The following is a 17511-nucleotide window of genomic DNA, read 5'->3' on the forward strand; positions in this document are numbered from 1 at the left end:
GGGCCAGGGCTACCGCCGCGCTATCCGTTGTCCGGACGTTCCTGGAACGGGTCGCCGGCCTCGTCGGGGTCGCCCAGGATACTGGGCAGCTTTGGCACCCGCGCCAGGATGAGGCCGACGACCGTCAGCCAGGCGACGGCGACCGACAACACCACCATCCATAGCGTTCCTGCAGCATCCATGATGAGAGTGTATGGCCCCGGACCCCTTAATGGTAAGTATCCTTAGTAACAGTGGCCTCGGGGGCGCACTAGGGTGGAGGCATGACGTACGGTGGATGGGCATAGTGGCGAAATCCGGTAAGGCAGCCAAGTCTGCCAGGGGTAAAAGGTCGACGGCGGGAGTCATCGAGGTGCCTGCCGGCACCCGTCCGGACGGTCCCGTGGAGGGCATCTACTACATCGACACAGGAGACTGCGAACTCCTCCACGATCCCGACAACACCAACGGGTGGCTCCTGAAAATCAACGGCGTGCTGAGCTCGCACATTGACCTGGCCGACCCACTGTTCCTGGACTTCGAATACATGCGGTGGATCGCTGCCCTGGTGGAGTCCCGCTGGCCCAGGGAGGCCAAGCCAAAGCTGCGCGCGCTTCACCTGGGTGGCGGCGCGTGCTCCATGGCGCGGTATTTCCACGCCGCCTACCCCGACGCGCGGCAAGTGGTGGTGGAACTGGATGGAAAGCTTGCCGGGTATGTCCGCAACTGGTTCGACCTCCCCAAGGCGCCGCTGCTCCGGATCCGGGTGGGCGAGGCCCGGGAGGTGACGGAAACCCTGACGCCGGACACCCGCGACCTCATCATCCGTGACGTCTTTGCCGGCGCGTACACGCCACGGGCCCTCACCACCCGCGAGTTCAATGCCCATGCCGACGCCGTGTTGGCTCCGGACGGCCTTTATGTTGTGAACTCAGGCGATGCTCCCGACCTGAAGAATGCAAGGGCGGACGCCGCCACCATCGCGGACACGTTCGAGCACACCATGATCATCGCGGACCCACCCATGCTCAAAGGACGCCGTTACGGCAACATGATCATGGCCGGAAGCCATGTGCCCTTCGGCGACGACCCGACGCTGGCCCGGCGGCTCCTGGGCGGGGCTGTCCCGGCGCACATCTGGAACGACGCGCAGGTCCGCGCCTTTGCGGCCGGAACGCCGGTCCGGCACGACGCGCCTTCGCCGGCGCCCGTGCCGCCGGCTGCTTAGGGCCGCCGGTCGCCTAGGGGCGGCTGAGGGAGCTGTTCCAGGCGTCCCACAGCCGGGCGTATCTGCCCCCGCCGGCCAGCAGCTCGGCGTGAGAGCCCGACTCCACAATCCGTCCTTGGTCCATGACCACCACGGTGTCGGCGGACGCGGCCTGCGACAACCGGTGGGCTATGACCACCGATGTCCTCCCGGCCAGGGCTGCCTCTGCCGCCCGGTCAAGCATGGTGGCTGTGCCGGTGCCCGCTTCTGCCGTTGCCTCGTCCAACACGGCGATGGGGGGATCCTTGAGCATGAGCCGGGCGAGGGCCAGTTGCTGCGCCTGTTCCGGTGTGGGCTGGTGGCCGCCTGCACCCACGGACGTCTCCAGTCCGTCGTCGAGCGCTTCAACCCAAGCGGCGCCGACGGCTCGAAGCGCTTGCAGCAGTTCCCCTGCCGTGGCGTTCGGTTTGGCGAGCCGCAGGTCCTCGGCGAGGGTTCCGGAGAAGACATGGACTTCCTGGCTGACCATGGCGATGCGCCCCCGCAGCTCGTGCGCCGGTGCCGTGGTGGCGTCAATGCCGCCCACAAGCACGCACCCGTCCTGGATCTTCTCCAAACCCATGATGACTTTGGCGAGCGTGGTCTTGCCCGCGCCGGAGGTGCCCACGATCGCCACGCTCTCACCGGGTTCCACCCGCAGGGACACTGACTTCAGCGCCGGCCGCTGCCCGGGATAGGCGAACGTCACGCTGTCCAGGACGATTCCGGCGGCAGGTCCCGACGGCGGCCGGCCCGCCAACGCGGCACCGTGCTCCGCGGCCCTGTCCTGTGTCAGCCCGACCATGCGGCCCAGCCCGGCAGCGGCCTTCTGGAGCTCGTCGAACTGGCCCAGGACCGTCCCGATCGGATCGAACAGCCGGTAGAAGTAGAGCGCCGCGGCCGTGGCGGCACCGATCGTGACCGCACCCTCGGCGTGCAGGAGGAAACCCATGGCCAGCACCGCCGAAAGGCCGATCAGCTCAGCCAGGTTCAGCCGATTGTAGGAGCGGGTGAGGTAGTTGACGCCCCGCAGGGAGTGCCCGATCGTCTCCCGTGAAGCCGCCGCCACCAGGTCCGAATGCCGGTCCTGCAGGCCCAGGGCCAGGACTGACGGCGTGCCGTGGACAGTCTCAATGATCTGTTCGGTCCGGTCTGCTTCCGTGATCCGGACGGTCCGGTAAATGGGTGCGGTCCGCTTCAGGAACCAGCGCAGGGTGAACACCTGGAGGGGCGCTGCGACCAGCACGGCTACGGCAAAACGCCAGTCGATCACGCCGAGGCCCAGCAGGGTCACCGCTATGGTGAACGCCGCGCCCGTGAAGGCGGGAAGGACTCCGGAGATGGCCTCGCTGACAGCCTCGACGTCCCCGGACACGCGCGCAACGACGTCGCCGATGCCCGCTTTTTCCAGCTCCGCGAGTGGCTTCCGGACAGCCGCGGCGAACACTTCTTCGCGGAGGTCCGCCAGTGCTTCCTCGCAGATCCGGGCCAGCATGTTCTGGCCCGCAACACCCAGCAGGGCGCCGGCTCCGCCCGCCGCCAGCAGCCCAAGGGCAAGCCAGAGCAAGTCAGGAACCTCGCCGCCGGTGGCTGCGATGTTGACCATGATGCCCAGAATCGCCGGTCCTGCCAGCCCGCAGCACGAGGCCGCCAGCAAGGTCACGACGGTCAGGGCCAGGCGCCAGGGCTTTGCGGCCAGCAGCCGCCACATGGCCCTCCGGGTTTCCCGTGGCGTGGCGATGGGAAGGATTCCGTGGTTCATGAGTGCACCACTTCACGGTAGGTTGCCGAGGCCGCCAGCAGTTCACGGTGGGTCCCGGTTTCGGGGGGACCACCTGCCGTGTCCAGCACCACCCGGTGGCAGGCAGCCAGCAGCGTGGGGCTCGTGGTGACCAGCACCAGCGCCTTGTCCGGGAATCCTGCCAGCCCCTCCGCGATGACGGCTTCGGTGGCAGTGTCCACCGCCGTGGTCGGGTCGTGGAGGACCAGCACCGGTTGGGGTTGGTGGAGGGCGCGACCCAGGACAAGCCGCTGCCGCTGCCCGCCAGAGAGGTTCTGCCCATGCCCGGTCAGCACCGTTTCGGTACCTTCCGGGAACTGCGCGACAAAATCGACGACGGCGGCAGCCGAGGCCGCGCGCTCGTCCAGTTGGGCGTCGGCTGCTGACACGTTCTCCCGCACGGTGCCGCGGAAAAGCACGCCCTCGTGGCTGTCGGCAAACACTGTGGACCGGGCGTGCGAGGGATCCAGGTGTGCTGCATCGAGGCCGCCAATCTTCACGACGCCCGGAGCCGCGGGTATCCGGAAGCCCAAGGTGTCCACCAGTTGCCGGGCACGCGTCCCGTCAGGCAGGACGACGCCCACGATCTCCCCTGGAGAAGCAGCAAACGGCGGAAAATCCCCGCCAGGTGGCGGGCAGAGCTCAAGCAGCGGAGCAGGCGTGGCAGGTTTCGCGGCATCGGCATCCCCGCCAGGCGCAGCCGGCGACGCTCCGGCCGGAGGCGCTCCGGCCGGAGACGCGGCCGTAGCTCCGGCCGGAGGCGCGGCCGTAGTGCCGGACCGGGCCGGGACGGCTTCGGCCTCGCCAAGAAAGGCAGCGATCCGGGCCGCAGAGGCACGTTTCTGCGCGAGCTCCACACTCAGGAAACCCAGCGATGCCATGGGCCCCTGGACGAACTGTGCCACTCCCACCACGGTCACCAGCTGGCCAACGGTAATGAGGCCCTGCACGGCAAACCACGCCGCAAAGAAGGCGATTCCGGCCAGGAAAGCCGCGGACATGGCAGTGCTCGCCCCAGTGAAGGCGGCCTTCGCGCGAACGGCCTTCAACGCCGAAACCAGCGATCCCTGGCTGGCAGTGCGGTAGCGTGCCACGGCGGCGTCCTCGGCCCCCAGTCCTTTGAGTGGCCGGGACCCGGTGATGAAGTCGGTTGCCAAGGCACCTGCGCGGGCTGCGGTGGACTGTTCCGCGTCGCTGCGGTCTTCCAGGGGTTTGGTCAGCCGGTGCATGATCAGCAGCATCACGGGTGTCGCCAGCAGCACGGCCAACCCCAGCGGCACGGACACCAGGAGCAGTGTCACGGCGGAGGTCGCCACGCCGGCGGCCGACGCGAGTCCGCTGCCCACCAGCCAGGCCAGGCCCGCAACACGGTCCGTGTCCGAGGATGCGATGGCCACGATTTCTCCCGGTGCGCGCCGGGCTGCCATGCCGCGTGGATGGAGCACGCGTTCCACCACGAGTTGTCGGAGGTCATGCGCGCCGTAGGAGTAGGTGCGCATGGTGGCGAGGGTGCCGATCCGCCAGGAAAGAGCCAGCACGATGAAGACAACGGCCAGTGCCCCGAGCCACCAAAGGAGGGCGCCGCCGTCGTGCGGTGAAATCGCCTTGTCCACCGCGGCGCCGATCGTGGCCGGCACCAAGGCCTCGCTGACCTGGTGCAGCACGAGGCCTGCGCAGCCCACCACGACGTACTTCCATCGACGGTTCCCGAACAGCGAGTACCGGAAGAGCCGGGATGTCTTCCATGGCTTGTGCTTGGCTTGCCCGGGAGGGCAGAGCGACGTAGCGGTACGGGGAGGCATGCTTCCCATAGTAAGGCTGACCTAACTTAGACGTTAAAAGCTGCGGGGCTGACCGCTTCCCAGCAGTTCCCCGCGCCGGTTCTCAGTTTCCTCCCGCAATGCCTGCACGACGGCGGCCACTGCGGGGCGGCGCATGGAGTCGGGGCGGAGGACCAGCCAGTAAGGGAGGAGTTCGGCAAAGTCCCCGGGGAGGAGCCTGACGAGGTCCGGGTGCCGGTCCGCCATGAAGCACGGCAGGAATCCCACACCGGCGCCGGCGCGGGTGGCTTCCACATGGACGAACACGTTGGTTGACGTCAGTCCGTCGCGCATCGTAGGGACCAGTCTGCGCGGGGCGTCGAGGTCATCCACCTGAAGCATGGAGTCGACGAAATACACGAGCTGGTGCCGGGTCATCTCCGCCGCGTTGGCAGGGGTGCCGTGGTCCTTCAGGTACTGCTTTGATGCATACATCCCCAGCCGGTACTCGCCCAGCTTGATCGCTTCGGCCCGGTGGACCTGCGGTGTGCCCACCACGACTTCGATGTCCAGCCCCGAGCGCTGCTGGAGGGCCCGGCGGGTTACCGTCACGATCTCCAGGCTGAGGCCGGGATGCTCCTTCCGCAGGCGGGCTGCTGCGGGTGCCGCGATGTAGGCGCTGAAACCATCAGTAGCGGTCATGCGTACGACGCCGGTGATGGGGTCGGGTGCGCGGTCGCTCTGTCCCAGCGTGCCCACTGCAGCTTCAATCCGTTCGGCGACCAGCACGGCTTCCGCGCCCAGGTCCGTCACCTCCCAGCCGCCCGCTGCACGCGCGAGGACCCGGCCGCCCAGCGCCTTCTCCAGCGCCGCGATCCTGCGCGAAACGGTGGTGTGGTTCAGGCCCAAGGCCTGTGCCGCCGTCGTGAATTTACCTGACCGTGAGACGGTGAGGAGGATGAGGAGGTCGTCCGGGTTCGGATTCATATCTGCAATTCTGCACATGCGTGGTGCCTCTTTGGTCATTGAGGCGCGAAGAATCTGCAGCAATACTCAGTGAAGCAATTCGTGTTGTGGATCACAACGCGCATCAAAAGGGCACTGTCAAAGAAGACACTGAGGAGATGGACATGAGCGTAGAGCAACGCTCCACACCCGCCGCCGGGAACACCGGCAAGGGATCCGGCCTGAAGAAGATCGTCGCCGCCTCCATGGTGGGCACCGTAGTGGAGTGGTACGAGTTCTTCCTCTACGCCACCGCCGCCACACTGGTTTTCGGCAAATACTTCTTCCCGAGCACCGGCAACGAGCTCGACGGAATCATCCAGGCATTCATTACCTACGCCGTGGGCTTCGTGGCCCGGCCGCTGGGTGGAATCGTCTTCGGACAGATTGGCGACAAACTCGGCCGGAAACCCACGCTGCAGCTGACGATCGTGATCGTGGGTGTTTCCACGTTCCTCATGGGCTGCCTCCCCGGCTTCGTCGAGATCGGATACTGGGCTCCGGCCATGCTGGTGGCCCTGCGCTTCATCCAGGGCTTCGCGCTCGGCGGTGAATGGGGCGGCGCCGTCCTCCTCGTCGCAGAGCACAGCCCCAACAAGTCCCGCGGATTCTGGTCCTCCTGGCCGCAGGCCGCGGTGCCGGTCGGCAACCTCCTGGCCACGCTGGTCCTGTTCGTCATGTCCAGCGTCCTCAGCAGCGAGGCCTTCCTCGGCTGGGGCTGGCGCGTGGCATTCTGGCTCTCCGCCGTGATCGTGTTCGTGGGCTACTACATCCGCACCCACGTCACCGAGGCGCCCATCTTCCTGGAAGCCAAGGCGCAGGTGGAGGAATCCAAGGCCATCAGCTACGGCGTGGGTGAGGTCATCCGCAAATACCCCAAGGGCATCCTGCAGGCCATGGGCCTCCGGTTCGCTGAGAACATCATGTACTACCTCGTGGTCAGCTTCGCGATTGTCTACCTCAAGAGCGTGCACAAGTACGACACGTCGTCGCTGCTGCTCGCCCTCCTGATCGCGCACGCCATCCACTTCGTGGTCATCCCGCAGGTGGGCCGCCTGGTGGATTCCTGGGGACGCAAGCCGGTCTACCTGGTGGGGGCCATCAGCGGTGCGGTCTGGCCGTTCTTCGCCTTCCCCATGTTTGACACGCAGAACGCCGTGATCATCGTGCTCGCCGTGACCATCGGCCTTTGCCTGCACGCGTTCATGTACGCCGGCCAGCCGGCCATCATGTCCGAACTCTTCCCCACCCGGATGCGCTACTCGGGCGTTTCCCTCGGCTCCCAGGTGACGTCCATCTTCGCAGGCTCCCTGGCTCCGCTCCTGGCCACGCAGTGGCTCAAGGACACAGGCTCCTGGGTGCCCACGGCCATCTACCTCGTGGTCGCCTGCGCCGTGACCGCCGTGGCAGTGCTGTCCTTGCGCGAAACCAAGAGCATCGCCTTGGAAGACATCGACGAGGCCGACGCCGAACGGCACGGACTGGCAACCGCTACCCCGAAGGGCTGATCTGATGGACGACTCCTTGAATGGGTGCAAAGCCTTGGTAACCGGCGGTGCGAGTGGAATCGGGGCGGCCTGTGCCCGAGCCCTGGCCGCCCGCGGCGCGAAGGTTGTGGTGGCCGACGTCGACGCTTCCGGAGCGGCGGCACTGGCGGATGAGCTGGGTGGCACCGCGTGGACGGTGGATCTCCTGGACACCGAAGCGCTTGCTGCGCTGAGCCTGGACTGCGACATCCTGGTCAACAACGCCGGCATCCAGAAGGTAGCGCCCATCGAGGAGTTCGAACCGGCGGAGTTCCGGCGGATCCTGACCCTCATGCTGGAGGCGCCGTTCCTGCTGATCCGGGCCGCGCTCCCGCACATGTACGCCAACGGCTACGGACGGATCATCAACATCTCCTCCGTGCACGGGCTGCGGGCCTCGGCTTACAAGAGTGCGTATGTGTCCGCCAAGCACGGGCTTGAAGGGCTCAGTAAGGTCACTGCCCTGGAAGGCGGGGAGCGCGGGGTGACGTCCAACTGCATCAACCCCGGCTACGTCCGGACCCCGTTGGTGGAACGCCAGATCGCCGACCAAGCGCGCGTCCATGGCATCCCGGAAGTGGAAGTCCTCGCCAAGGTGATGCTCACGGAGTCAGCGGTGAAGCGGCTGGTGGAGCCATCCGAAGTTGCGTCGTTGGCCGCCTGGCTGGCATCCGACGACGCCGGCATGGTCACCGGCGCGAGCTACACCATGGACGGCGGGTGGTCGGCGAGGTAGCCCGCCCCCCTTTCACGCCCGGCACCCCCCGCGAGATGGCAGTAAATGACAATGTTGGGCGCTCGGATTGTCATTAAGTGCCATCTCGGCGGGGGTGCCGTGGGGATCAGGCCGTCTCGTCCACCAACTCGGCCCGGCGCAGACCGCCACCGCGGACCCACAGTTTGTAGGCCACGAACAGCAGCACCAGCCAGGTAGCGCCAACATACAGGGCCACGCGGGTGTCTTCGAAGACTCCAAGGATCACGATGACCATAGCCATGAACGCGATGGTCAGGATCGACGCCACGGGCCACAGGGGCGAACCGAACTCCGAGGCGGGCAGCCCGTGGCGCTTGATCTCGCGCTTCATGGCAACATGCGAGGCGAGAATCATCACCCAGACCCACACAGTGGCGAACGTGGCGATGGAAGCAATGACCACGAAGACGTCTTCCGGGATCACGGCGTTCAGCACCACGCCCACCAGCAGGATGCAGCCCATCATCACCACGGTCATCCATGGAACGCCATGGCGGGAGATCCTGCTGAAGCTTCGGGGAGCGTGCCCCTGCTGGGCGAGACCAAAGAGGATGCGCCCGGCTCCGAAGATGTCGCTGTTGATGGCGGACAGCGCCGCCGTGATGACCACGGCATTGAGGATGTGGGGTGCTGCGGGGATGCCCAGGCCGTCGAAGATCTGCACGAAGGGGCTGCCATTGCTGCCGATTTCGTTCCACGGGAAGATGCTCATCAACACGCCGAGGGTCAGGACGTAGAACAGCAGGACCCGCACGGGAACGGTGTTCACGGCCTGCGGGATGACCTTCTTCGGATTGGCGGCCTCGCCTGCCGTGATGCCGATCGTCTCAATCCCGCCGAACGCAAACATCACGACGGCGAACGCGGCCAGGAGCCCTTCGAATCCGTTCGGGAACAAACCGCCGTGGTTGACGAGGTTCCCCAGACCCGGTGCCACGCCACCGCCGTCGTTCCCCGTCTGGAAGCCGAACACGACGATCGCGGCGCCTCCGACGATCATGGCGATGATCGCCACCACCTTGATGAGCGAGAACCAGAACTCAAGCTCCCCAAAGACCTTCACGCTGAGCAGGTTCATGGCGCCAAGGAAGAGGATGATGGCCAGCACCCAGATCCATCGGTCTACCTGTGGGAACCAGAAGCCCATGTAGATACTGAAGGCTGTGACGTCGGCGATGGCCACGATCGCCATTTCGAACACGTACGTCCATCCGGTCACAAAGCCGGCAAACGGGCCGAGGTACCGGCTGGCGTATTGCCCGAAGGAACCGGAGACGGGATGGCGGACGGCCATTTCGCCCAGTGCCCGCATCACCATGAAGACGGCGGCACCGCCAATGATGTAGGCGAACAGGACGGCCGGTCCGGCCTTTTGGATGGCGGAAGCGGACCCGTAGAAAAGTCCCGTACCGATCGCGGACCCAAGGGCCATGAAGCGGATGTGGCGGACGTTGAGGCCCCGGCTGAGTGCCGTCCCGGCGGCCTGGAGGACAGAATCCTTCGCGGCCAGCGTGGTTTGTTGCATGGTAAAACCTTCTCGTCTTTGGGAGGGGATCGCTATTCAGCACATCACTTTCCGGGCCTTTGTGATGGGACTCACGGGTGTTTGCTGTCTTCGATCGCAGACAATCGGGTTGTTGGGCGGGGCCTGGGCGGGAGGACGGAAGGAAGCGCCACGGCTGAGAGACCGGAGAGGACCACCAGCAGCAGCCAGGAAACGCCCGGCTCCCAGCCAGCCTGCCCGGACCAGGACCGCAGCAGTCCCAGGGCGGCGTTGGCCAGCAGCACGGCAATGCCTCCGCACGTGGCTGCCAGTCCGTAGTACGCGCCGCGGCCTGCAGTGCCGGACGGAAGGAACCGGGGGATGACGGCCAGGATGGTGGGCGTGAGGCTCATATGCCCCAGGATCAGCAAAGCAACGGCGGCAGCCAGTACCGGCACGGCACCGTTACCGCCTGATCCGGACACCACGCCAGCGCCGCCCGCGAGCACGAACGACAGTGCCAGAAGGGAGAAGCCCACGGACATCGCGCGTGCTTCGCCCAGCCTCTGAACTCCCGTAGCCACAGGAATCTGCAGCAGCAGCGTCAGGACGGAAGCCATCAGGAACATCCCGGCGAGCCAGGCGTCGCCAAGCCCCAGGCGGCCCAGTTCCAGGGGGATGGTGAAGTACAACTGGTTGTAGGCCACCATGTTCACGCTGACGAGGATGCAGAACAGGAGGAACCGGCGGTTCCTGGCGGCGTCCGGAACCGCAAAACCGGCGCGTTTGCCGGCTTTGGAGGATTGCTGTCGCGGCGTCGCAGGCAACCTGAGCCACAACAGGGCGGTCACGATGCAGAAAATCCCGGTCCCGAAGGCTAAGGCGGCGTCGAATCCCCAGCCCAGGAGCGCAGCGCCGAGCAGCGGACCCACGAGCGCCCCGAACTCCCCGGTCAGCGCCAGCCATACAAAAACCGAGCGCTTTGCCGGGTTCCGGTGCCCGGGATCGTCGGCCCTGGACAGCTGCGACTCCAGGGCAGGGGAAAACAAGGCGCCCCCGGCCCCGGTCAGCACAGCACCCAGGAGGAACGCCGGGAAATCGGCGGCCAGCGCAAGCGTGACGTATCCCGCGATCCGTACGAGGCAGCCCAACAGGATGGAGCGCTTTGCGCCCCAGTGGTCCGCCAGCATCCCGCCCACCAGGAACATGCCCTGCTGGCTGAAGGTGCGGGCGCCCAGGACAAGCCCGACGGCGGCCGCTCCCATTCCGTACTCCCCGGACAATGCGCTGGTCAGGAAGGGGACAACTGCGTAAAACCCGATATTGAAGACGAGCTGGGCTCCCAGGAGCGTGGACGTTTCAGGCCTTTGCGGGCGCGCCATCAGGAATTCCCCGGGTCAGCGGAAGGACTGCCGCCACCAGTTGTTTGCTGTGCTCGTGCCGCGGCTCGGCAAAGAAATCCGCCACCGACGCAAGCTCCACCACTTCGCCGCGGTAGAAGACGGCTACACGGTGGCTCATGTAGCGGATCACGTTCATGTCGTGGGAGATCATGATCAGCGACACCCCACGGCTTCGATGCAGCCTGAGCAACAAGTCAAGGATCTTGCGCTGCGTGATGGCGTCCAGCGCAGACGTTGCTTCGTCGCAGATGAGGACCGCGGGTTCGAGCAACAGCGCACGGGCGATGGTCAGCCTTTGCAACTGACCGCCGGAGCACTGCCCTGGCCGGCGTTCCAGGATCGCCGGGTTGAGCTCTACTTCCCTGACAGCCTGGTGGATGCGTTCGATCCGGTCGTCAGCGGTGCCCGAGGATCGAAGCAGGGGCGCTTCCAGGCTTTTGAGCAGCGTCATGCGGGGATCGAAGACGTCGTAGGGTTCCTGGAACACCAATTGGACGCCGGCACCCGGAGCCGTGGTGATCTTTCCCGAATCCGGCGTGCCCAGGCCCACCAGGAGCCGCGCCAACGTGCTTTTGCCCGAACCTGACTGGCCCAGCACGCCCAGGATTTCACCGTGCCTCAGCGAGAGCGTGACATTTTTTAGTGCTGCTGTGCTCTTACGGAAGCCGGACGGGAAGGTCTTGGTCACGCCGTTGAGATCCAGGATTGTCCCGGTGTTCTTCTCCGCGTCCGCTGGCCCGTGGTCGCCATCCTCGCGCGGATCCAGGGCCGAGGCCTGAAGGAGTTCCCACGTGCTGCAATGGGTCTGCGGTGATGCGAGGACGGTTCGGGTCACTCCCTGTTCCAGGATCCGGCCGTCCTTCATGAGGATCACGCGGTCGGCAAACGCAGAGACCGTAGCCAGGTCATGGGTGATGCAGAGAACCCCGAGTCCGTGGTTCCTGCGCTGCTGGTCCAGCAGCTCCAGGATCTGGCGTTCGAGCACCTTGTCCAGGGCCGAGGTGGGTTCGTCGGCAAGGAGCAGTTCGGGCTGCCCGGCCATGGCCACAGCCATCATGGCACGCTGTGCCATGCCTCCGGACAACTGGTGGGGATAGGACGCGGCCACGCTGCCGGGCTGCTCGAAGCCCGCATCCGCGAGGAGACGGAGCACCTCCGTGCGGGCTTCGCGTCCACGGAGGCCGCGGTGCAGCTTGAGCGGTTCCCGGATGTGGCGTTCCACGGTCATCCGGGGGTTGAACATGCGCTTGGGCTGCTGGTGGAGCATGCCGATCCGTCCGCCGCGCACCCGGTTCAGCTCACCTTCGCTGAGGTCGCGCAGTTCCGTTCCGCCCAACCGGATGGACCCGGACTGGATGGCCACGTTGCCGGGAAGCAACCCGGTGATGGACAGGGACGTCATGGTCTTGCCGCTGCCGGAGGCTCCCACCAGCGCAACGAATTCCCCTGGTTCCACGTGCAACGTGACGTCGTGGAGGATGCCCTGCGGTCCGGAGGAATCCCGCAGCCCTGCATGCAAGCCCTCGATCACCAATCCGCTATGCATTGGCGGGCACCGCCTCCGGAGAAAGAACCTGGGCTGTGGTCAGCCTGGACGTCCGCGAGAGGTGCTGGCCCAGGAGCGTTACGGACAGGGCGACGGCGAAAATCACCAGGCCGGGAGCCAGGATGGTCAGCGGAGCCCGCGCTGCGTAGGGCTGGGCAGCGGCCAGCATGGAACCCCAATCCGACTGTGGTGGCTGGACGCCCAGGCCCAGGTAGGACAGGGCTCCAACGCTGATGAGGAAATGGCCAAAACGCAGGGTTGCCTGGCCCAGGAGCGGCCCGGCCAAGTGCGGGATGATGTGCTTCATCACGATGAACGAGGGCGGACACCGCAGCACGTGCGCCGCTTCCACAAACCCGCGCGCCGAGACGTCCAAGGCCAGTGAGCGGGCGAGCCTGGCGAACGGTGTCCACCCTGTCACGGTCAGGGCCAGGAGCAACGAGTGGTATCCGGTTCCCAGGACGGCCACCAGGAACAGGGCCACCACCATCTCCGGCATGGCGAGCAGGACGTCGTTGGTGCGGGTCAGGAATTCGTCCAGCCAGCCGCGACGCCGCGCGCTCAGCACACCGATGGCCGTGCCCACGAGTGCCGTGAGCACGGTAGCCAGTGCCGCCAGCGTCAGGGAGAACTGGCCGCCGTCGAGCAATCTGCTGAGGGTGTCCCTCCCGAGGTGGTCGGTGCCCAAAAGGTGGGCAGGGCTGGGCGGGGCGAGCCTGTTGGCGAGGTCCTGACCGGCCGGCGGGTACGGGGCCAGCCAGGGCGACAGCAGGACGCCGACGACGATGATGGCCAAAACCGAACAGGCCACCCACAGGTGGAGGGGGAGTCTACGCAACGGTGGACCTCATTCGCGGGTTGAGGAACGTGTGCACCAGGTCGGCGGTGGTGGTGAGCAACACGGCGAAGGCCACCACAACCACCACGGCACCCTGCGCCACGGGAATGTCGCTGTTGATCACGCCCTCAAACATCAACCTGCCCATGCCCGGGATGGAGAACATGACCTCCACAATCACCGAGCCGCCCAGCAGTCCGGCGAACCAAATGGCTACCGAGGTGGTGAGTGGAAGGAGGCCGTTGGGGATGACGTGCCGTGCCACAGTGGCAGCGCGGGACATTCCCCGGCTGCGGGCCGCTGCCACGTGGTCGGAGGCCAACGACTGGAGGACGCCTTCCCGCACGGCTGAGGTGAAGAAGCTGGTGGGGCGGAGTGCCAGGACAGCCACGGGAAGCACGGCGGAAGATGGGCCGCTCCAGCCGGCGGAAGGGAGCAGCGCAAGCTGCAGCGAGAAGACCAGGACCAGCATCGGGGCCAGCCAGTATTCGGGGATGGCAATGAATGCCTGGGTTACGGCGCTGATGCCCCGGTCCAGCAAGCGGCCTTCGTTGAGCGCGGCCGTAACTCCCAGCAGCAGCGACACCGCTGCGGCAACCAGCAGGGTCAGGACGACGATGGAGAGCGTGATGCCGAGTGCGGGCAGGACCTGGTCGACCACGGGAGTGCGGCTGGTGTAGGACAAACCCATATCCCCACTGGCGAGGTGCCCCAGCCAGCGCAAGTACTGCGTCCACAGCGGATCGTGCAGGCCCAACTCGGCTGACAGCGCCTGCACGGCCGACTCATCGATCACGTCCCCGGCAACCCGTGAACGGATGATCTTGCGCACGGGATCACCGGGGGTGACGTACGGGATCAGGAACACTGCGAAAGACGCAAGAAGGACAGCGGCCACCAGGGCCGCTGTCCGTCGAGCGAGGAACCGGATCATTGCCGGGCCCGATCCGGGGTCTTCAAGTCAAACATCTTGGTCAGGACGCGGGTTTCGCCGACTGTGCCCGGAGCACGTAGCGCGCCAGCGGATCCTGGGTGTGGCCGAGGACGTTGGAGCGGACAGCGTCGATCGCCTGTTCGTTGACCAGCCACACGTTGACGGCCTGGTCCCTCAGGATCTTGCCGGCCTGGGCATAGAGGCCGTAGCGCTCTTCGGCGTCGGCGGTCCTGGAAGCCCTGGCGATGATGGCGTCGTATTCCTCGTTGCAGAAGTGGCTGAGGTTGTAGGTGCCGTCGCAGGTGTAGTCGGCGGTCAGGAACCCGATCGGATCGGCGATGTCGATCAGCCGGTTGCGTTGGCTGAGCACCATGTCATAGTTCCCGGACAGGAGGTCAGGTTCGACGGCGGCATATTCCTTGGTCACGATGCTCACCGGCACGCCCACGGCCTTGAGGTTGTCCTGGATGACCGTTGCCACGTCGGCGAACTCGGCACGCTCGACGATCGCGATGATCTCCAGCGGGCGGTCCGAGGTGTAGCCGGCCTCGGAGAGGAGCTTCCTGGCGGCGTCCACGTCCTTCTTCGGAGCGCCGGGGTTCCCGCCGGCCCACGGTTCGGACGGCGCGAAGGGGCCGTTGGCCGGGATGGCGGCGCCTTCGTAGACACTGGCGGCGAGGGCCTCAAGATCCAGCGCCTTGGTGACGGCCTGGCGGAACTCCACCTTGTCGAACGGCGCCTTGCCGTTGTTCATGTATAGCGTGGCCGTGCGCGGGGAGTCGGCTTTGAGGACCTTGACGTTGCTGTCGGCTTCCAAGGTGGCAAGGCCTGAGACCGGTATGGACATGGAGATGTCCGCCTCGCCCGTCTGGACCTGGGTGGTGCGGGTGGCGCCATCGGTCACAAAGCGGACTTCTGCTCCGGCCAGCTGCACTTCGCCGCCCCAGTAGTTCTCGTTCCGGTCCAGGGTCAGGGACTGCTTGGCTTTTTCGGAGACGGGTTTGAACGGGCCAGTGCAGTGCCCGAACGGGTCAACGTTGGCGCCCTTGAAGGCGGCCGGCGACAATACGCCGGTGTTCACACTGGCCAGCCGGTACGGAACCAGGGGGCTCTCGGTGGGTGTGGTGATGCGGACCGTGCGCTCGTCGAGGGCAGCAACACCGCTGACCACCTTGGGGTTGAAGGCCCTGGCAGGCACTGCCGCTTTCAGGACCCGCTGCAAGGACCCGACCACGGCTTCCGCGGTCAGCGGGGTGCCGTCCTGGAACGTGACGCCTTCGCGGATGGTGAAGTCCCACTCCAGCGGTGACGTTTGCTTCCACTCCGTGGCGAGCAGCGGGACGATCTTGCCTTCAGCTTCGTCGTAGCGCGTCAGGGTTTCGAGGCAGCCGGAGAGCGACAGGATGTAGGCTGCGTCGCTCTCAAGCGCCCAGTTGGCCACGGGCGCCCTGAAGTTATCCACCACGATCCGCTGTTGCTTGTCGGCAACCTGGGTGGTCTGGCTGGAGCCGGTGCTGGAACCAGTGAAGCCGCAGCCGGTCAAGGTAAGGAGGGCTGCCAGTCCCAAAGAGACGGAGGCAGGCAGGGAGATGCGCATAAAACCACCTGGGTGAAGGGGTGCCCGCGAACGGTGCAGGCGATGGAACGGAGGCCACGGGCCGCCCATTAGTTTAGGCTTCCCTAAGTTTCCCGGCCAAACCGTGAGGCTTCACAGACTGACTTTTATTCCGGAGCGGCAGTCTGGCATCCCGGACAGGGATCGGTCTGCAGCGACTGGCGCGGGCCGGAAGAAAGGTGCACGCTTGAGTACGGGATACCGGACTGCCCGGCGCTGTCCGGTCCTCGCCCGTACGAGCAGTGAGGAACCATGACCACCACGTCCTTGGCACCCGGCAAAGCCACGTCCAAAGTTCCGGCAGCTGAAAACACGCTGCGGATCCTCAAACTGCTGGCATCGCGCCGGGGCCCTATGGCGGCGTCCAATATCGCCACAGCTTTGGGGTTGCCCCGGTCCAGCGTGTACCACCTGCTGGGAGTCATGGAGGCGAACGGCTTTGTGCTGCACCTGCATGAGGAGCAGCGCTACGGCTTGGGAATCAGTGCGTTTGAACTCAGCTCGGCGTACTCGCGGCAGGAACCCTTGTCACGGCTGGGTCGGCCCATGCTGGCCTCGCTGGTGGATGCCATCGGGGAGAGTGCGCATCTGGCAGTGCTGCACGGACGCGACGTCCTCTATATCGTGGAAGAGCGGGCCAAGAATCGCCCAAGCCTGGTGACCGACGTCGGGGTCCGCCTCCCAAGCCACCTCACGGCCAGTGGCCGTGCAATCCTCGCCGCCTTGCCGAAATCGCAGGTCCGCGCCCTATACCCGAACGCTGCCGCCTTTACGTCCCGGCATGAAGTTGAGTTTCCCATCATGAAGTACTCGGCTCTGTCGTCGCACCTGGACCAGGTGCGGCAGCGCGGTTATGCCACGGAAAACGGCGAGATTACCCCGGGCTTCGGGTCGATCGCCGCCGCTGTGACGGATCACGTGGGATGGCCGACGGCGGCAGTCGCCGTCACGTTCCTGGAGGACAAAGTGCCCGCAGAGCAATGGCCTGTCCTTGCCGCACGCATCCGCAAGGCGGCGGACGAACTGTCCGCGCGTATCCACGGCCGCCGCCCCAACTAGGTCGCATTTGTGCGCGTTTTGAGCCGTCAAAACGCGCACAAATGCGACCCAGTTGGGTGAGGTGGGCTGCAGATCAGCGGGTTCCACCGGTCCCTGGGTTCTCGCGCTCGACGAGCCTCCGGAAGGTCTCAAGCTCCCCTTTGAAGCTTCCCCGGTAAGAGCCTGCAGCGAAGATCCGTGCCGATATCCCGGAGATGAATCCACGGGTCACGAACTCCTGGTTGATGCGGGTTCCCCCGCCTTCCGGGACGAACCGCACATCCGACTCGCCTTTCAGGATTGCGTTGCCGAACCGGGTGCGCAGGTGGTTGGGCCGTTCGACGGCAAGGACCTCGGTGGGGCTGGCCATCCGTCCGAACCACACGGTGTAACGGCTGCCGGGTTGGTCCACTGGACCCTCACGGTCGGTCACTCGAGTGACGCCGCCGATCCACTCCTTGAACCGGTCCTGATCTGTCCAGGTGGCGAAAACGCGGTCAGGGGGAGCCGCCACGAAAGCAGACACTCGGAAGGTTGCCATGGGACCAGCATGCACCTCTTCCACGACGATTGCGAGAGGCCCGGCATCCGTCTGTAATCC

15 protein-coding genes are annotated in these 17511 nt (G+C 65.9%); 4 read left to right on the forward strand and 11 right to left on the reverse strand.

The window, feature by feature from the left end:
• Positions 1–20: 20 nt before the first annotated feature.
• On the reverse strand, positions 21–182 hold the full coding sequence (locus ACPFL9_RS02075; protein ID WP_426005535.1) for a hypothetical protein: 162 nt from the start codon (positions 180–182) through the stop codon (positions 21–23).
• Positions 183–277: 95 nt separating this feature from the next.
• Between ACPFL9_RS02075 and ACPFL9_RS02080 the strand changes: the two genes are divergently transcribed.
• Complete coding sequence (locus ACPFL9_RS02080) at positions 278–1207, forward strand: spermidine synthase (protein WP_426005536.1); 930 nt, start codon at positions 278–280, stop codon at positions 1205–1207.
• 13 nt (positions 1208–1220) lie between these two features.
• Here the strand turns inward: ACPFL9_RS02080 and ACPFL9_RS02085 are convergent, their stop codons facing one another.
• From ACPFL9_RS02085 to ACPFL9_RS02095, 3 genes are read right to left on the reverse strand one after another with little or no spacing between them, the layout of a single operon-like run.
• Positions 1221–2987, reverse strand: a complete 1767-nt coding sequence (locus tag ACPFL9_RS02085) for an ABC transporter ATP-binding protein (RefSeq protein ID WP_426005537.1) — start codon at positions 2985–2987, stop codon at positions 1221–1223.
• Positions 2984–4807, reverse strand: a complete 1824-nt coding sequence (locus ACPFL9_RS02090) for an ABC transporter transmembrane domain-containing protein (RefSeq protein ID WP_426005538.1) — start codon at positions 4805–4807, stop codon at positions 2984–2986. The genes ACPFL9_RS02085 and ACPFL9_RS02090 overlap by 4 nt, the downstream gene beginning before the upstream one ends.
• A 33-nt stretch (positions 4808–4840) precedes the next feature.
• The gene (locus tag ACPFL9_RS02095) at positions 4841–5752 is read right to left on the reverse strand and encodes a LysR family transcriptional regulator (RefSeq protein WP_426005539.1); all 912 of its coding nucleotides are present in this window, start codon (positions 5750–5752) and stop codon (positions 4841–4843) included.
• Between the two features lie 143 nt (positions 5753–5895).
• On the opposite strand from ACPFL9_RS02095, the gene ACPFL9_RS02100 reads away from it, so the two are divergent.
• Together ACPFL9_RS02100 and ACPFL9_RS02105 are read left to right on the forward strand one after the other, a co-directional pair.
• Positions 5896–7278 (forward strand): MFS transporter, encoded by a 1383-nt coding sequence (locus ACPFL9_RS02100; RefSeq protein WP_426005540.1) that lies wholly within the window; start codon positions 5896–5898, stop codon positions 7276–7278.
• Positions 7279–7282: 4 nt separating this feature from the next.
• Positions 7283–8032: a 3-hydroxybutyrate dehydrogenase gene (locus tag ACPFL9_RS02105; protein WP_426005541.1), complete on the forward strand. Its 750-nt coding sequence runs from the start codon at positions 7283–7285 to the stop codon at positions 8030–8032.
• A gap of 106 nt (positions 8033–8138) precedes the next feature.
• Here the strand turns inward: ACPFL9_RS02105 and ACPFL9_RS02110 are convergent, their stop codons facing one another.
• The 6 genes from ACPFL9_RS02110 to ACPFL9_RS02135 form a co-directional block, all read right to left on the reverse strand.
• Positions 8139–9578 (reverse strand): amino acid permease, encoded by a 1440-nt coding sequence (locus ACPFL9_RS02110; protein ID WP_426005543.1) that lies wholly within the window; start codon positions 9576–9578, stop codon positions 8139–8141.
• A 71-nt stretch (positions 9579–9649) separates the two neighbouring features.
• Positions 9650–10918 carry an MFS transporter gene (locus tag ACPFL9_RS02115; RefSeq protein WP_426005545.1) on the reverse strand — a complete coding sequence of 423 codons (1269 nt, stop codon included), beginning with the start codon at positions 10916–10918 and terminating at the stop codon, positions 9650–9652.
• Positions 10896–12485, reverse strand: a complete 1590-nt coding sequence (locus ACPFL9_RS02120) for an ATP-binding cassette domain-containing protein (protein ID WP_426005546.1) — start codon at positions 12483–12485, stop codon at positions 10896–10898. Before ACPFL9_RS02120 ends, ACPFL9_RS02115 begins: the two co-directional genes overlap by 23 nt.
• Entirely contained in the window at positions 12478–13323 is an 846-nt protein-coding gene (locus ACPFL9_RS02125; RefSeq protein ID WP_426005547.1) for an ABC transporter permease, read from the reverse strand. Before ACPFL9_RS02125 ends, ACPFL9_RS02120 begins: the two co-directional genes overlap by 8 nt.
• Positions 13316–14257, reverse strand: a complete 942-nt coding sequence (locus tag ACPFL9_RS02130; protein WP_426005548.1) for an ABC transporter permease — start codon at positions 14255–14257, stop codon at positions 13316–13318. The genes ACPFL9_RS02125 and ACPFL9_RS02130 overlap by 8 nt, the downstream gene beginning before the upstream one ends.
• A 40-nt stretch (positions 14258–14297) precedes the next feature.
• A complete protein-coding gene (locus ACPFL9_RS02135; protein WP_426005550.1) occupies positions 14298–15854 on the reverse strand; it encodes an ABC transporter substrate-binding protein in 1557 nt (518 codons plus the stop codon).
• A 270-nt stretch (positions 15855–16124) separates the two neighbouring features.
• On the opposite strand from ACPFL9_RS02135, the gene ACPFL9_RS02140 reads away from it, so the two are divergent.
• Entirely contained in the window at positions 16125–16931 is an 807-nt protein-coding gene (locus ACPFL9_RS02140) for an IclR family transcriptional regulator (RefSeq protein ID WP_426005551.1), read from the forward strand.
• 73 nt (positions 16932–17004) lie between these two features.
• On the opposite strand, the gene ACPFL9_RS02145 is transcribed toward ACPFL9_RS02140, so the two are convergent.
• Complete coding sequence (locus tag ACPFL9_RS02145; RefSeq protein ID WP_426005552.1) at positions 17005–17451, reverse strand: SRPBCC family protein; 447 nt, start codon at positions 17449–17451, stop codon at positions 17005–17007.
• Positions 17452–17511 lie beyond the last annotated feature (60 nt).

It is taken from the genome of Paenarthrobacter sp. NyZ202, assembly GCF_049860755.1.
GTDB lineage: Bacteria > Actinomycetota > Actinomycetes > Actinomycetales > Micrococcaceae > Arthrobacter.

What these genes read in the sequence shown, in the direction of transcription:
- ACPFL9_RS02075 (WP_426005535.1), bottom strand. Translation starts at nt 182, where the DNA reads ATGGATGCTGCAGGAACGCTATGGATGGTGGTGTTGTCGGTCGCCGTC.
- ACPFL9_RS02080 (WP_426005536.1), top strand. Translation starts at nt 278, where the DNA reads ATGGGCATAGTGGCGAAATCCGGTAAGGCAGCCAAGTCTGCCAGGGGT.
- ACPFL9_RS02085 (WP_426005537.1), bottom strand. Translation starts at nt 2,987, where the DNA reads ATGAACCACGGAATCCTTCCCATCGCCACGCCACGGGAAACCCGGAGG.
- ACPFL9_RS02090 (WP_426005538.1), bottom strand. Translation starts at nt 4,807, where the DNA reads ATGCCTCCCCGTACCGCTACGTCGCTCTGCCCTCCCGGGCAAGCCAAG.
- ACPFL9_RS02095 (WP_426005539.1), bottom strand. Translation starts at nt 5,752, where the DNA reads ATGAATCCGAACCCGGACGACCTCCTCATCCTCCTCACCGTCTCACGG.
- ACPFL9_RS02100 (WP_426005540.1), top strand. Translation starts at nt 5,896, where the DNA reads ATGAGCGTAGAGCAACGCTCCACACCCGCCGCCGGGAACACCGGCAAG.
- ACPFL9_RS02105 (WP_426005541.1), top strand. Translation starts at nt 7,283, where the DNA reads ATGGACGACTCCTTGAATGGGTGCAAAGCCTTGGTAACCGGCGGTGCG.
- ACPFL9_RS02110 (WP_426005543.1), bottom strand. Translation starts at nt 9,578, where the DNA reads ATGCAACAAACCACGCTGGCCGCGAAGGATTCTGTCCTCCAGGCCGCC.
- ACPFL9_RS02115 (WP_426005545.1), bottom strand. Translation starts at nt 10,918, where the DNA reads ATGGCGCGCCCGCAAAGGCCTGAAACGTCCACGCTCCTGGGAGCCCAG.
- ACPFL9_RS02120 (WP_426005546.1), bottom strand. Translation starts at nt 12,485, where the DNA reads ATGCATAGCGGATTGGTGATCGAGGGCTTGCATGCAGGGCTGCGGGAT.
- ACPFL9_RS02130 (WP_426005548.1), bottom strand. Translation starts at nt 14,257, where the DNA reads ATGATCCGGTTCCTCGCTCGACGGACAGCGGCCCTGGTGGCCGCTGTC.
- ACPFL9_RS02135 (WP_426005550.1), bottom strand. Translation starts at nt 15,854, where the DNA reads ATGCGCATCTCCCTGCCTGCCTCCGTCTCTTTGGGACTGGCAGCCCTC.
- ACPFL9_RS02140 (WP_426005551.1), top strand. Translation starts at nt 16,125, where the DNA reads ATGACCACCACGTCCTTGGCACCCGGCAAAGCCACGTCCAAAGTTCCG.
- ACPFL9_RS02145 (WP_426005552.1), bottom strand. Translation starts at nt 17,451, where the DNA reads ATGGCAACCTTCCGAGTGTCTGCTTTCGTGGCGGCTCCCCCTGACCGC.